Origin of the sequence: Klebsiella sp. 141203 (assembly GCF_032601985.1) — a bacterium.
Lineage (GTDB): Bacteria > Pseudomonadota > Gammaproteobacteria > Enterobacterales > Enterobacteriaceae > Klebsiella > Klebsiella aerogenes.
This window is the reverse complement of sequence record NZ_JAQIRL010000004.1, coordinates 192,124-206,587: the sequence shown is the minus strand read 5'-3', so window position 1 is coordinate 206,587 and position 14,464 is coordinate 192,124. Positions and strand designations below refer to the sequence as shown.

At 57.5% G+C, this 14,464-nt stretch carries 16 protein-coding genes; 10 read left to right on the top strand and 6 right to left on the bottom strand.

Translation table 11 applies throughout. From position 1 onward, the window contains the following. Positions 1–25 precede the first annotated feature (25 nt). Positions 26–1,174, top strand: coding sequence for a mannitol-1-phosphate 5-dehydrogenase (gene mtlD, locus PGR29_RS17475; RefSeq protein ID WP_316425022.1), 1,149 nt, complete (start codon positions 26–28; stop codon positions 1,172–1,174). Beyond that, positions 1,174–1,770: a mannitol operon repressor MtlR gene (gene mtlR, locus PGR29_RS17470; RefSeq protein WP_020077694.1), complete on the top strand. Its 597-nt coding sequence runs from the start codon at positions 1,174–1,176 to the stop codon at positions 1,768–1,770. The genes mtlD and mtlR overlap by 1 nt, the downstream gene beginning before the upstream one ends. Here mtlR and PGR29_RS17465 read toward each other — a convergent pair. Then, a complete protein-coding gene (locus PGR29_RS17465; RefSeq protein ID WP_087858945.1) occupies positions 1,759–1,983 on the bottom strand; it encodes a hypothetical protein in 225 nt (74 codons plus the stop codon). The two genes, mtlR and PGR29_RS17465, sit on opposite strands and share 12 nt — an antisense overlap. A 274-nt stretch (positions 1,984–2,257) precedes the next feature. Here PGR29_RS17465 and PGR29_RS17460 point away from each other — a divergent pair, with 274 nt between their 5' ends. From PGR29_RS17460 to trmL, 5 genes are all read left to right on the top strand, one after another. Continuing rightward, complete coding sequence (locus PGR29_RS17460; RefSeq protein WP_015369186.1) at positions 2,258–2,620, top strand: YibL family ribosome-associated protein; 363 nt, start codon at positions 2,258–2,260, stop codon at positions 2,618–2,620. Positions 2,621–2,920: 300 nt separating this feature from the next. Then, a complete protein-coding gene (gene lldP / locus PGR29_RS17455) occupies positions 2,921–4,576 on the top strand; it encodes an L-lactate permease (protein ID WP_047053583.1) in 1,656 nt (551 codons plus the stop codon). Next, a complete protein-coding gene (gene lldR / locus PGR29_RS17450) occupies positions 4,573–5,346 on the top strand; it encodes a transcriptional regulator LldR (RefSeq protein WP_015369184.1) in 774 nt (257 codons plus the stop codon). The genes lldP and lldR overlap by 4 nt, the downstream gene beginning before the upstream one ends. After that, the gene (gene lldD / locus PGR29_RS17445) at positions 5,346–6,530 is read left to right on the top strand and encodes an FMN-dependent L-lactate dehydrogenase LldD (RefSeq protein WP_113374036.1); all 1,185 of its coding nucleotides are present in this window, start codon (positions 5,346–5,348) and stop codon (positions 6,528–6,530) included. The genes lldR and lldD overlap by 1 nt, the downstream gene beginning before the upstream one ends. Positions 6,531–6,649: 119 nt before the next feature. After that, positions 6,650–7,123 carry a tRNA (uridine(34)/cytosine(34)/5-carboxymethylaminomethyluridine(34)-2'-O)-methyltransferase TrmL gene (gene trmL, locus PGR29_RS17440; protein ID WP_113374037.1) on the top strand — a complete coding sequence of 158 codons (474 nt, stop codon included), beginning with the start codon at positions 6,650–6,652 and terminating at the stop codon, positions 7,121–7,123. Between the two features lie 81 nt (positions 7,124–7,204). On the opposite strand, the gene cysE is transcribed toward trmL, so the two are convergent. The 5 genes from cysE to PGR29_RS17415 form a co-directional block, all read right to left on the bottom strand. Further along, the gene (cysE, locus tag PGR29_RS17435) at positions 7,205–8,026 is read right to left on the bottom strand and encodes a serine O-acetyltransferase (RefSeq protein WP_004106845.1); all 822 of its coding nucleotides are present in this window, start codon (positions 8,024–8,026) and stop codon (positions 7,205–7,207) included. An 80-nt stretch (positions 8,027–8,106) separates the two neighbouring features. Continuing rightward, entirely contained in the window at positions 8,107–9,126 is a 1,020-nt protein-coding gene (gpsA, locus tag PGR29_RS17430) for an NAD(P)H-dependent glycerol-3-phosphate dehydrogenase (protein WP_015369181.1), read from the bottom strand. Further along, positions 9,126–9,593: a protein-export chaperone SecB gene (gene secB, locus PGR29_RS17425; protein ID WP_015369180.1), complete on the bottom strand. Its 468-nt coding sequence runs from the start codon at positions 9,591–9,593 to the stop codon at positions 9,126–9,128. The genes gpsA and secB overlap by 1 nt, the downstream gene beginning before the upstream one ends. Before the next feature lie 59 nt (positions 9,594–9,652). After that, the gene (grxC, locus tag PGR29_RS17420; RefSeq protein WP_015369179.1) at positions 9,653–9,904 is read right to left on the bottom strand and encodes a glutaredoxin 3; all 252 of its coding nucleotides are present in this window, start codon (positions 9,902–9,904) and stop codon (positions 9,653–9,655) included. A gap of 105 nt (positions 9,905–10,009) precedes the next feature. Next, complete coding sequence (locus tag PGR29_RS17415; RefSeq protein WP_015369178.1) at positions 10,010–10,441, bottom strand: rhodanese-like domain-containing protein; 432 nt, start codon at positions 10,439–10,441, stop codon at positions 10,010–10,012. A 246-nt stretch (positions 10,442–10,687) separates the two neighbouring features. Here PGR29_RS17415 and gpmM point away from each other — a divergent pair, with 246 nt between their 5' ends. From gpmM to PGR29_RS17400, 3 genes are read left to right on the top strand one after another with little or no spacing between them, the layout of a single operon-like run. Next, a complete protein-coding gene (gene gpmM / locus PGR29_RS17410; protein ID WP_020077692.1) occupies positions 10,688–12,232 on the top strand; it encodes a 2,3-bisphosphoglycerate-independent phosphoglycerate mutase in 1,545 nt (514 codons plus the stop codon). Positions 12,233–12,241: 9 nt separating this feature from the next. Beyond that, positions 12,242–13,513 carry a murein hydrolase activator EnvC gene (envC, locus tag PGR29_RS17405; RefSeq protein WP_045390637.1) on the top strand — a complete coding sequence of 424 codons (1,272 nt, stop codon included), beginning with the start codon at positions 12,242–12,244 and terminating at the stop codon, positions 13,511–13,513. Positions 13,514–13,516: 3 nt separating this feature from the next. After that, positions 13,517–14,464 carry a divergent polysaccharide deacetylase family protein gene (locus PGR29_RS17400; RefSeq protein WP_045390634.1) on the top strand — a complete coding sequence of 316 codons (948 nt, stop codon included), beginning with the start codon at positions 13,517–13,519 and terminating at the stop codon, positions 14,462–14,464.

Sequence of the window (14,464 nt, the reverse complement as noted above, 5' to 3'; positions counted from 1 at the left end):
AAAACATTAATTGAAGGTTAATACTATGAAAGCATTACATTTTGGCGCAGGTAATATTGGACGTGGCTTCATTGGCAAACTGCTGGCTGACGCCGGTATCACCCTCACGTTCGCCGATGTTAATCAGGTGGTCCTTGACGCCCTGAATGCCCGTCATAGCTATCAGGTTCACGTGGTGGGCGAAAACGAACAGGTTGACACCGTCTCCGGCGTGAATGCCGTCAGCAGCATTGGCGATGAAGTGGTGGATCTGATCGCCACTGTCGACCTGGTGACCACCGCCGTCGGTCCCGTCGTTCTGGAGCGTATCGCTCCGGCCATCGCCAAAGGCCTGGTGAAACGCAAAGCGCAGGGTATTGAACGCCCGCTGAATATCATCGCCTGCGAAAACATGGTGCGCGGCACCACCCAGCTGAAAGGCCATGTGTTTAACGCGCTGGCGGAAGAAGATAAAGCATGGGTTGAAGCGCATATCGGCTTCGTCGATTCCGCCGTAGACCGCATCGTGCCGCCATCGGCTTCCGCTACCCACGATCCGCTGGAAGTCACCGTTGAAACCTTCAGCGAATGGATTGTGGATAAAACCCAGTTTAAAGGCGAGCTGCCGAACATCCCAGGAATGGAATTAACCGATAACCTGATGGCATTTGTCGAACGTAAGCTATTCACCTTAAACACCGGGCATGCTATAACCGCCTACCTCGGGAAACTGGCGGGCCATCAAACGATTCGCGACGCGATTCTCGATGAGAGCATTCGCGCCGTCGTAAAAGGCGCGATGGAAGAGAGCGGCGCGGTGCTGATCAAACGCTACAGCTTTGATGCGCAGAAACACGCGGCTTATATCCAGAAGATCCTCGGTCGTTTCGAGAACCCGTATCTGAAAGATGATGTGGAGCGCGTCGGCCGCCAGCCGCTGCGTAAACTGAGCGCGGGCGATCGTTTAATCAAGCCGCTGCTTGGCACGCTGGAATACGGCCTGCCGCACCGGAATCTGGTAAAAGGAATTGCCGCGGCCATGCATTTCCGCAGCGAAGACGATCCGCAGGCGCAGGAACTGGCGGCGCTGATTGCCGAAAAAGGGCCACAGGCCGCGCTGGCGCAGATTTCCGGTCTGGATGCCGCAAGCGCTGTAGTGGCGGAAGCCGTTAACGACTATAACGCGATAAAATGATGTACAACCTGGCGCGGCCGATGCCGCGCCCAATACCACTCCTGTCCGATATGCAGGCAATAATGGAAGAAACACAGGCATTTGAAAACCGCGTACTTGAGCGTTTAAATGCTGGTAAGACCGTAAGAAGTTTCCTGATAGCCGCCGTCGAACTCCTGACGGAGGCGGTCAATATTCTGGTACTTCAGGTATTCCGCAAAGACGATTACGCGGTGAAATACGCAGTGGAGCCATTGCTGGACGGCAGTGGGCCGCTGGGCGACCTTTCCGTACGCCTGAAGCTTATCTACGGCCTTGGGGTGATAAGCCGCGCCGAATACGAAGATGCCGAGCTATTGATGGCCCTGCGTGAAGAGCTCAATCATGACGGCAATGAGTACGCTTTCACCGACGATGAAATTCTCGGGCCGTTAGGCGAGCTGCACTGCGTCGCCGCGCTTCCGCCGACGCCGCTGTTTGATGAGAGCGATAAGGAACTGCTGGCAATGCAGAAACTGCGCTACCAGCAGATGGTACGTTCTACGATGGTGTTGTCTCTGACTGAGCTGATTTCCCGAATCAGCTTAAAAAAAGCCTTCCAGAAATCAACGCTCTGACTCCGTTTCTTGCTGGTCGCACGTCGGCCGGTACAGCTGCCGGTAATACTCCAGACGACTCAGAAATAGCGCTTTTTTATCCTCAGGAATATCGCGCGGTATCCGCTGTAAACGCGGGCATTTTTTCAGATATTCCATAAACGCCTGGCTCGAGGCCATGAAATCTACCGTTTTATCGATGATACGTGGGATGCCGTCGCCGATTTTCGCCATCACGCTCTCCTCTGTTCAGGGGGATCTGATTAAGGATTGGCGAAAAAAAGGAGCAAGTTGAGGAAAACGTGCGGAATGGCCGTCAGGCTTCACAAAAATGACAAACAGCTGAGTTAAAACGACAATATCATTATTATTCAGTCAATTATAATATATTGATTCTTATGCTTATGGCCGTGTCGCCGCGAGTATTTCGATAAAAAACTATCAACAAAGGCCCGCCCGGCCCATACTATGTAACGTCGAAGCCCTTTTATTCACAGATAAAATTACCATGAAAGAAGTCGAAAAGAATGAAATCAAGCGTTTGAGCGACCGTCTCGACGCCATCCGCCACCAGCAGGCCGACCTGTCGCTGGTCGAAGCCGCCGATAAATACGCGGAGCTGGAAAAAGAAAAAGCGACCCTGGAAACGGAAATCGAACGTCTGCGTTCCGTTCAGTCGCAGAAGCTGAGCAAAGAAGCGCAGAAGCTGATGAGCATGCCGCATCGTCGCGCCATTACCAAGAAAGAGCAGGCCGATATGGGCAAGCTGAAGAAAAGCGTGCGCGGACTGGTTGTCGTCCACCCGATGACCGCGCTGGGCCGTGAAATGGGCCTTAAAGAGATGACCGGCTTCGCGAAGAGCGAGTTTTAATCTTTTGCCCGCTGTGAGTTCGTCGTCTATTACCCGGTAGCCCTACCGGGCCGTGAACTCACAGCCAATTTCCCCTTTCTCGCCAAATTGGCCCAACCAATTATTTCTTAAACCGTCAATCGGTTCACATATCCATCACCTTGCATCACAAACGCGTTGCCATGCCATAACATTTGGTTAACCATCAATTGTCGTTAACCCTACAATCGCAATTTGGCTGGGCCAATTTTACAAACAGTGTGATCGGCAATGGGCGCAGACCCAACCTGACGCATTGGATGTGGCCCGATGGAGACCTGCATGAACCTCTGGCAACAAAATTACGATCCGGCTGGTAATATCTGGCTATCGAGCCTTATCGCCTCACTACCGATTCTGTTTTTCTTTTTCGCCCTGATTAAGCTCAAGCTTAAAGGCTATGTCGCCGCCACCTGGACCGTAGCCATCGCGCTGCTTGTCGCCCTGCTGTTCTACAAAATGCCGGTCGATCGCGCCTTATCGTCGGTGGTATACGGCTTCTTCTACGGCCTGTGGCCTATCGCGTGGATTATTATCGCCGCGGTCTTCGTCTATAAAATCTCGGTGAAGACCGGGCAGTTCGACATTATCCGCTCGTCGATTCTTTCAATTACGCCGGACCAGCGCCTGCAGATGCTGATTGTGGGCTTCTCCTTTGGCGCCTTCCTCGAAGGGGCCGCCGGTTTCGGCGCGCCGGTGGCGATCACCGCCGCGCTGCTGGTCGGGCTTGGTTTCAATCCGCTGTACGCCGCCGGGCTGTGCCTGATTGTTAACACCGCGCCGGTGGCCTTCGGCGCCATGGGGATCCCGATTCTGGTCGCCGGTCAAGTGACCGGCATCGATAGTTTCGCCATCGGCCAGATGGTTGGCCGCCAACTGCCGTTCCTGACCATTATCGTGCTGTTCTGGATCATGGCGATTATGGACGGCTGGCGCGGGGTGAAAGAGACGTGGCCTGCGGTGATGGTCGCGGGCGGCTCGTTCGCTATCGCACAGTACCTCAGCTCTAACTTCCTCGGCCCGGAACTGCCGGACATCATCTCTTCGCTGGTGTCGCTGGTATGCCTGACGCTGTTCCTCAAGCGCTGGCAGCCGGTACGTATCTTCCGCTTTGGCGATATGGGCGCCGCGCAGGTTGATCAAACGCTGGCGCGCACGCATTACACCGCCGGTCAGGTCATTCGCGCCTGGTCACCGTTCCTGTTCCTCACCGCCACCGTCACCCTGTGGAGCGTACCGCCGTTTAAAGCGCTGTTTGCGCCGGGCGGGGCGATGTATGACTTCGTGGTTAACATCCCGGTACCGTTCCTCGACAAAATGGTCGCCCGTATGCCGCCGGTGGTGAGCGCCGCGACACCGTACGCCGCGGTGTATAAATTCGACTGGCTGTCGGCGACCGGCACCGCCATTCTGTTCGCCGCTATACTGTCTATCGTCTGGCTGCGTATGAAGCCAAAGGATGCGCTGACCACCTTCGCCGGGACGTTGAAAGAGCTGGCGCTGCCGATTTACTCCATCGGTATGGTGCTGGCGTTCGCCTTTATCTCGAACTACTCCGGGCTGTCATCGACGCTGGCGTTGGCGCTGGCGCATACCGGCCATGCGTTTACCTTCTTCTCGCCGTTCCTCGGCTGGCTGGGGGTCTTCCTGACCGGTTCGGATACCTCGTCTAACGCGCTATTCGCCGCGCTGCAGGCGACGGCAGCCCAGCAAATCGGCGTCTCCGATATTCTGCTGGTCGCCGCGAATACCACCGGTGGGGTGACGGGCAAGATGATTTCGCCGCAGTCGATCGCCATTGCCTGCGCCGCGGTAGGCCTGGTGGGTAAAGAGTCGGACCTGTTCCGCTTTACCGTCAAGCACAGCCTGATATTCACCTGCATGGTGGGCCTGATTACCACCCTGCAGGCTTATGTCTTAACCTGGATGATTCCGTGAAAGTGATGCCAAAACGCCTGGCTGACGACGTCGCAAACCGCGTCCGGGCGCTGATAGAAGAACAACAGCTGGAGGCGGGCATGCGTTTGCCCGCCGAGCGCCAGCTTGCCGTCCAGCTCGGTGTTTCACGCAATTCGCTGCGTGAAGCGCTGGCGATGCTGGTCAACGAAGGGGTGCTGCTTAGCCGTCGCGGCGGCGGCACCTTCGTGCGTTGGCAGCATGAACCCTGGTCGGAGCAAAACATCGTCCAGCCGCTGAAAACGCTGCTCGCCGACGACCCCGACTACAGTTTTGATATTCTCGAAGCCCGCCACGCTATTGAAGCCAGCACCGCCTGGCACGCGGCGATGCGGGCCACCGACGCCGAAAAAGAAAAAATCCGCCTCTGTTTTGAAGCCACCCTCAGCGATGACCCGGATCTCGCCTCACAGGCGGATGTTCGCTTCCACCTGGCGATCGCTGAAGCCTCACATAATGTGGTGCTGCTGCAAACCATGCGCGGTTTCTTCGAGCTTCTGCAATCCTCGGTGAAGCAGAGCCGCCAGCGCATGTATCTGGTGCCGCCGGTGTTCGCGCGTCTGACCGAACAACATCAGGCGGTAATGGAAGCGATCTTCGCCGGCGACGCGGAAGGCGCCCGCCAGGCGATGATGGCTCACCTCGGTTTTGTCCACGCCACCATTAAACGTTTTGATGAAGACCAGGCCCGCCAGGCGCGCATTACCCGCCTGCCCGGTGACCACAATGAAAATTCCAGGGAGAACTCGTGATGATTATTTCCGCCGCCAGCGACTATCGCGCCGCCGCACAGCGTATCCTGCCACCGTTTCTGTTCCACTATATCGACGGCGGCGCCTACGCCGAACATACCCTGCGCCGCAACGTTGAAGACCTCTCCGACGTGGCGCTCCGTCAGCGCATTCTGCGCAATATGTCGGATCTGAGCCTGGAGACCACGTTATTCAACGAGAAGCTAGCGATGCCGACGGCGCTGGCGCCGGTCGGACTGTGCGGCATGTACGCGCGCCGCGGCGAAGTGCAGGCGGCGGGCGCGGCGGACGACAAAGGCATCCCGTTTACCCTCTCTACCGTTTCCGTTTGCCCGATTGAAGAGGTCGCCCCGACCATCAAGCGCCCGATGTGGTTCCAGCTGTATGTCCTGCGCGATCGCGGATTTATGCGCAATGCGCTGGAGCGCGCCAAAGCTGCGGGCTGCTCCACGCTGGTCTTTACCGTGGATATGCCGACCCCCGGCGCGCGCTATCGCGACGCCCATTCTGGCATGAGCGGTCCGAACGCCGCCATGCGCCGCTACTGGCAGGCCGTCACTCATCCGCAGTGGGCATGGGACGTCGGTCTCAACGGTCGCCCGCACGATCTGGGCAATATCTCCGCCTACCTCGGCAAACCGACCGGGCTTGAGGATTACATTGGCTGGCTGGCGAATAATTTCGATCCGTCGATTTCATGGAAAGACCTGGAGTGGATCCGCGACTTCTGGGACGGCCCGATGGTGATCAAAGGGATCCTCGACCCGGAGGACGCCCGCGATGCGGTGCGCTTCGGCGCTGACGGTATTGTCGTCTCTAACCACGGCGGCCGTCAGCTTGACGGCGTGCTCTCTTCCGCCCGCGCCCTGCCCGCCATTGCCGATGCGGTTAAAGGCGACATCACTATTCTCGCCGACAGCGGCATCCGCAACGGTCTCGACGTGGTGCGGATGATCGCCCTGGGCGCTGACAGCGTGCTGCTGGGCCGCGCGTATCTGTACGCGCTGGCGACCCACGGCAAGCAAGGGGTGGCGAATCTGCTCACTCTTATCGAGAAAGAGATGAAAGTGGCGATGACGCTGACCGGGGCGAAATCCATCAGCGAAATCAGCCGTGATTCGCTGGTGCAAAATGCCGAAGCGCTGCAGACCTTTGATGCGCTCAAGCAGGGCAACGCCGCGTAATTCCCCGCGTTTTCCCTTACACCGCCCCTGCTGGAATCGGTTTTCTCCCTCTGGGAGAGGGTCGGGGTGAGGGTTCAACAAATATCTGCTATTCTGCCCCCCGCAATTAAGGGGGCAGTATGCTGAACATCGTGTTATTCGAACCAGAAATCCCGCCGAACACCGGCAATATCATCCGCCTGTGCGCCAACACCGGCTTCAATTTACATATCATTGAGCCGATGGGCTTTACCTGGGACGATAAACGCCTGAGACGCGCCGGGTTGGATTATCACGAGTTCACCGCCGTACAGCGCCACGCGGATTACGCAGAATTTGTCGCCAGCGCGAAGCCGCAGCGGCTGTTCGCCCTCACCACCAAAGGCACGCCCGCCCACAGCGCGGTAAGCTATCAGGATGGTGATTTCTTGATGTTTGGTCCGGAAACGCGCGGCCTACCGGCCAGCATTCTCGATGCCCTACCGGCGGAGCAAAAAATCCGTATTCCGATGATGCCGGACAGCCGCAGCATGAACCTGTCAAACGCGGTGTCGGTGGTGGTGTATGAAGCCTGGCGTCAGTTGGGATACCCTGGAGCCGTGTTGCGCAGCTAACCTGAGCGGTTCCCGGATTGCGGCGCGTTGCGCCTTATCCGGGCTACCTCTCTGAGCTTAACAGCGGCAAATGGCAATAAATCAAATCCCGTCGCCGTACTCGAAGGTATGGTGGATGCCATTAAAATGCTGATCCATATCCATCGCCGGCTTGTCGCTCTCCGGCTTGCCGACGATGCGCGCCGGTACGCCTGCGGCGGTGGTATGCGGCGGCACAGGTTGCAGCACCACGGAACCGGCGCCAATCTTCGCCCCGCGCCCGACTTCGATATTGCCGAGGATCTTCGCCCCGGCGCCAATCATCACGCCTTCGCGAATTTTCGGGTGACGGTCGCCGCTAGTTTTGCCGGTACCGCCGAGGGTCACGGACTGCAGAATGGATACGTCGTCTTCAATCACCGCCGTTTCACCGACCACGATACCGGTGGCGTGGTCGAGCATGATCCCACGGCCAATCTTCGCCGCCGGATGGATATCGACCTGGAAAGAGACGGAGACCTGGTTTTGCAGGAAAATAGCCAGCGCGCGACGCCCCTGATTCCACAGCCAGTGGCCAATGCGGTAGGCCTGCAGCGCATGGAAGCCTTTCAGGTAGAGCAACGGCGTTGAGTATTTATCGACCGCAGGGTCACGGGTACGTACCGCCTGGATATCGCAGGCGGCGGAAGCGATCATCTCCGGGTCAGCGGCATAGGCCTCTTCCACCACTTCGCGAATGGCGATAGCGGGCATAATCGGCGAGGCCAGCTTATTCGCCAGCATATAGCTCAGGGCGCTGCCCAGATTTTCGTGCTTGAGTAGCGTTGCGTGGTAAAAACTGGCGAGCATCGGCTCACAGTCGGCCAAAGCCCGGGCTTCGGCTTTAATATTGTTCCAGACGATATCCAGTTCTTCACACGGCATTGCATACTCCAGACGGTAAGAATTATGACCGGTCAGTTCTTCGCTGACCGGGTCATACAGGTAACAGACTTTCCCTGCGGCTAGTTGGCGCTGCGTTCGTCCTTGCGTGCGCGACCTAATAAGGTCAATGCTGCCTCGCGCGCAATTTTTCCGCAATACAATACCTGATAAATTTCCTCGGTTATTGGCATTTCGACGCCTAAACGCTGCGCCAGAACGCGAACCTCTTTGGTATTGCGATAGCCTTCAACCACCTGGCCAATCTTGTCCTGCGCGCTTTGCACGTCCATGCCCTGTCCGAGCATCATGCCAAAACGGCGGTTTCGCGATTGGTTATCGGTACAGGTCAGTACCAGGTCGCCCAACCCGGCCATGCCCATGAAGGTTTCCGGATCGGCGCCCAGCGCCGCGCCGAGACGGGACATTTCCACCAGCCCACGGGTGATCAACGCCGTACGGGCATTCGCGCCAAAGCCGATACCGTCAGACATTCCGGCGCCGATGGCGATAACGTTTTTCACCGCGCCGCCCAGCTGTACGCCGATAAAGTCCGGGTTGATGTAGACGCGGAAGCTTTTACCACAGTGCAACAGGCGCTGAAGGTCTTCCGCAAACTGCGGATCCGTCGCCGCCAGCGAAATCGCCGTCGGCAGGCCGGCGGCCAGCTCTTTGGCGAAAGTCGGACCGGAGATGACCGCTAATGGGATGTCATCGCCCAGCGCTTCACGCGCCACGTCCTGCAGCAGACGGCCGGTTTCGGCCTCCAGACCTTTCGTCGCCCACACCAGCCGCGCATCGGAACGCATCAGCGGTTTAATCTGGCGCAGAACCTGGCCGAAGACATGGCTCGGCACCACCACGAGGATATCGCGGCTGGCGGCCAGCGCCGTCGCTAAATCGCTCTCAAGGCGCAGCGTGTCCGGGAAGGGCACATCGGGAAGGAACGCGGCGTTGCAGCGATCGTGTTGCAGCGTCGCGATATGTTTCGGGTCATGACCCCAGAGGACGACCTCGTGGCCATTTCTTGCCAGGGTGATGGCAAGAGCGGTGCCGTAAGAGCCGGCACCGATCACAGTCATTGCAGCATTAAGCGCGTTCATCAGGCATCCTGATGTTGTTCAGCACCTTCGCCAGCCTGCTGTTGCAGATAGTTCATAAACAGCGCGTCAAAGTTCACCGGCGCAAGGTTCAGTTGCGGGAAGGTGCCGCGGGAAACCAGGCTGGTAACGGTCTCGCGAGCGTACGGGAACAGAATGTTCGGGCAGTACGCGCCGAGGCAGTGCGCCATCTGGTTGCCATCGATGCCGTCGATGGAGAAGATGCCGCCCTGCTGTACTTCGCACAGGAATGCGGTTTCTTCGCCCAGCGAAGCAGTTACGGTGACACGCAGCACCACTTCATAAACGCCTTCAGCCAGCTGGCTGGAAGCGGTATCCAGATCAAGTTTAACTTCAGGCTGCCAATCTTTCTGGAAAACTTGCGGCGCATTTGGCGCTTCGAAGGAAACGTCTTTGGTGTAGATGCGCTGAATCTGGAAAGTCATTTCGGTGCTGTTTTGTTCTGACATAGTAAAACCCTTTCGTGTTGTCCTTAAATACGCGCCCCTGAATGGGGAAAGCGTAAAAATTAGCGCAAGAGGGGATCAAGTCCACCACGTGAATCAAGCGCATACAAGTCGTCACAGCCGCCAATGTGCTGCGCATCAATAAAAATCTGCGGAACCGTCGTCCGGCCGCTGCGCTGGATCATCTCTTCGCGCTTCGCGGCATCGCCATCGATAGGCAGTTCGTTGAACGTCACGCCCTTGCTGTTCAGCAGCGCTTTGGCGCGGATGCAGAACGGGCAGGTCGCTTTGGTATAGATCTCAATATTGGCCATGACACACTCCTGTTTTTACCCCGAGGGATTTTACGCCGCAGATGCTCCCCCGCCGCCTGAGGGGTTATCGGGGGAACCGCTGCGCCATAACGACGCGGGGGTAAATTATTTGCCGCGTACCAGCGGAAGGTTCTCGCCGCTCCAGCCTGCGATGCCTTCTTTCAGTACAAAGACTTTTTCGAATCCGGCTTTATTCAGCAGGCTGGCAGGTTCTTGCGCCTGCATGCCGGACCCATCCACAACAATAATGGGTTGTGCTTTGTGTTTTTCCAACTCGCCGACGTTATTTGCTTTGATATCGGCAGGCAGCAGGTTGATAGCGCCGGCGATATGGCCTTTACGGAAGTCGTCACGCTGACGCAGGTCGACAACAACGGCTTCTTCTTTGTTGATAAGACGCGTCGCTTCACCACGGGTGATGACTTTAACTTTCGACATCAAGCCCTTAAAGGTGGTGAACAGTACCGCACCCAGCAGCGCGATCCACGCGATGCTCAGGACCGGGTGACGGCCGATGAATTGCATAATTTCTTGCATGGGGGGTTACAACTCCCGACTAAGTGATAAAAAAACCAGGGAAGGAGTATACCTGTGCATTGCGGCAAATACAGCCAGTGAGCGCGATGTAATGTATTTTCTGCGGCCCGTCACGAAAAAAAAGCCGACTTCGCCATCAGCTCTGGCGTCGCCCCTTCCCTTTCTTTGATCTTTTACGGTGATTTGATCGATTCAGCTGTAGTAAAATTACGCAAATTTTCTGTCTTTGAGCATGAGGTTGTCGCAATGTCGGTTACTAAAAAACCTATGGTACTGGTGATTCTGGATGGCTACGGCTACCGTGAAGACCAACAGGATAACGCCATTTATAGCGCTAAAACGCCGGTAATGGACGCGCTGTGGGCAAAACGTCCGCACACCCTGATTGACGCATCCGGTCTGGAAGTCGGCCTGCCTGACCGCCAGATGGGTAACTCCGAAGTGGGCCACGTAAACCTCGGCGCGGGTCGTATCGTGTATCAGGATCTGACCCGTCTGGACGTTGAAATCAAAGAACGCACCTTCTTCGCCAATCCGGTGCTGACCGGCGCGGTCGACAAAGCCGTCGCCGCCGGTAAAGCGGTACACATCATGGGCCTGATGTCGCCAGGCGGCGTTCACAGCCACGAAGACCACATCATGGCGATGGTAGAACTGGCCGCCGAACGCGGCGCAGAGAAAATCTATCTGCACGCTTTCCTCGATGGCCGCGACACGCCGCCGCGCAGCGCTGAAGCCACGCTGGCTAAATTCGAAGCTAAATTCACCGCGCTGGGCAAAGGCCGTATCGCCTCTATCATCGGCCGCTACTACGCCATGGATCGCGACAACCGCTGGGATCGCGTAGAACAAGCCTATGACCTGATGACGCTGGCCAAAGGCGAATTCCAGGCCGACACCGCGGTGGCGGGCCTGCAGGCAGCCTACGCCCGTGATGAAAACGACGAGTTCGTCAAAGCGACCGTTATCCGCGCCGCGGGCCAGGCCGATGCCGCGATGGAAGACGGCGACGCGCTGATCTTCATGAACTTCCGCGCTGACCGCGCGCGCGAAATCACCCGCGCCTTCGTTAACGCCGACTTCGACGGCTTCGCGCGTAAGAAAGTGGTTAACCTCGATTTCGTGATGCTGACCGAATACGCCGCCGACATCAAAGTCGCTTGCGCTTATCCGCCAGCTTCACTGGTTAACACTTTCGGCGAGTGGATGGCGAAGCACGACAAAACCCAGCTGCGCATCTCCGAAACCGAGAAATATGCGCACGTGACCTTCTTCTTTAACGGCGGCGTAGAAGATCCGTTCAAAGGCGAAGACCGTATTCTGATTAACTCGCCGAAGGTTGCCACTTACGACCTGCAGCCGGAAATGAGCTCTGCCGAGCTGACCGAAAAACTGGTTGCGGCCATCAAAGGCGGCCAGTATGACACCATCATCTGTAACTACCCGAATGGCGATATGGTTGGCCATACCGGGGTGATGGAAGCGGCGGTGAAAGCGGTTGAAGCGCTGGATCACTGTATCGAACAAGTGGCCGCGGCCGTTGAATCCGTCGGCGGTCAGCTGCTGATCACCGCCGACCACGGCAACGCCGAGCAAATGCGCGATCCGGCGACCGGACAGGCGCACACCGCGCATACTAACCTGCCGGTTCCGCTCATCTACGTTGGCGACAAAACCGTGAAAGTAGCCGAAGGCGGCAAGCTTTCCGACATCGCGCCAACCATGCTATCGCTGATGGGAATGGAAATCCCGCAAGAGATGACTGGCAAGCCGCTGTTCATCGTGGAATAATCCTTCCCCATGAGGGGAAAGGCGACTTATTCAAATACATGGATCGCAACGGCTGTTCGATCCGTTCTTTACGCCAGCGCGCTTAGCGCTGGCGTATTGCTGTGCGCCGCATCCGCTCACGCCGATGACCGCGACCAGCTGAAATCCATTCAGGCCGATATCGCCGCCAAACAGCGCGCGATTCAGCAACAGCAGCAGCAACGTTCCTCTCTGCTCGCCCAGCTAAAAGCGCAGGAAGAGGCGATCTCCGCCGCCGCGCGTAAGCTGCGTGAAACTCAGGATACCCTCAACCAGCTCAATAAGCAGATCGACGAGATGAACGCGTCTATCGCTAAGCTGGAGCGCCAGCGTGCCTCCCAGGAACGTAACCTCGCCGCGCAGCTTGACGCCGCCTTCCGCCAGGGGCCGCATACCGGCATGCAGATGATCCTCAGCGGCGAAGAGGGGCAGCGCAACCAGCGCCTGCAGGCCTATTTTGGTTACTTTAACCAGGCCCGTCAGGAGACCATCGCCCAGCTCAAGCAGACGCGCGAAGAAGTCGCGGTACAGAAATCGATGCTGGAAGAAAAACAAAGCCAGCAGCAAACGCTGGTTTACGAGCAAAAAGCGCAGCAGGCCAAGCTTGAGCAGGCGCGCAACGAGCGTAAAAAGACGCTCTCCAGCCTCGAATCCTCCATTCAGAAAGGCCAACAGCAGCTCAGCGAACTGCGCGCTAACGAATCGCGCCTGCGCGGCCGCATCGCCCAGGCGGAAGCGGCAGCCAAAGCCCGCGCCGATCGCGAGGCTCGTGATGCCCAGGCGGTACGCGACCGTCAGCAGGAAGCCTCGCGCAAAGGCACCACCTATAAACCAACCGAAAGCGAACGTTCATTGATGTCGCGAACCGGCGGCCTCGGCGCGCCGCGCGGTCAGGCCTTCTGGCCGGTTCGCGGAACAATTCTTCATCGTTATGGCGAACAGCTGCAAGGTGAACTACGTTGGAAAGGGATGGTTATCGCTGCGTCTGAGGGCACCGAAGTCAAAGCCATTGCCGACGGTCGGGTGATCCTCGCCGACTGGCTACAGGGCTACGGCCTGGTGGTCGTCGTTGAACACGGCAAAGGCGACATGAGTCTTTACGGCTATAACCAAAGCGCGCTGGTCAGCGTCGGTACCCAGGTCCGCGCGGGCCAGGCTATCGCGCTGGTAGGCAGTAGCGGCGGTCAGGGTCGTCCGTCGCTCTATTTCGAAATTCGCCGCCAGGGTCAGGCGGTCAATCCACAGCCGTGGTTGGGAAGATAAGTTTTGCTTCAATTTCGCATGATTGCACTTGCTGTAGCCGGTTCACTGGCTATTGCTGCGCCGGTTTTCGCCGGTAAACTCTCTATCGTTATCGATGATTTCGGCTACCGTCCGCAGACGGAAAATAAGGTGCTGGCGCTGCCGCCCACCATCTCCGTTGCCGTGCTGCCGAATGCCCCCCACGCCCGGGAAATGGCCACCAAAGCACATAATCTGGGCCATGAAGTATTGATCCACCTGCCGATGGCGCCGCTCAGCAAGCAACCGCTGGAAAAAGACACCCTGCGCCCGGATATGAGCAGCGATGAGATCGAACGTATTATTCGTGAGGCTTACGGTAAAGTGCCTTACGCGGTCGGGTTGAACAACCACATGGGTAGCGCCATGACTTCTAACCTGTTCGGCATGCAGAAGGTGATGCAGGCGCTGGAACGCTACAATCTCTATTTTCTCGATAGTGTGACTATCGGCAACACCCAGGCCATGCGTGCCGCTCAGGGAACCGGCGTTAAGGTAATTAAACGCAAAGTGTTTCTCGACGACACCCAGAACGAGGCGGACATCCGCACTCAGTTCAATCGCGCCATCGCGCTGGCGCGGCGTAACGGTTCGGCTATCGCCATTGGTCATCCCCATCCTTCAACGGTGCGGGTACTACAGCAAATGGTTTATAACCTGCCGCCAGATATCACGCTGGTGCGCCCGAGCAGCCTGCTAAACGAACCGCAGGTCGACAACTCGACGCCGAACACGCCTGCCCAGCCAAACGTGCCGCAGCAGCAGAAGCCGCGTAACCCGTTCCACGGCGTGAAGTACTGCAAACCGAAGCGTCCGCTGGAGCCGGTGAACGCCAGCCGCTTCTTTAGCATTCTGAGCGAAAGCATCAGCCAGAGCGCACTGGTCCAGTATTACCAGCTTAAATGGCAGGGCTGGGATAGCCCCACCAACTAA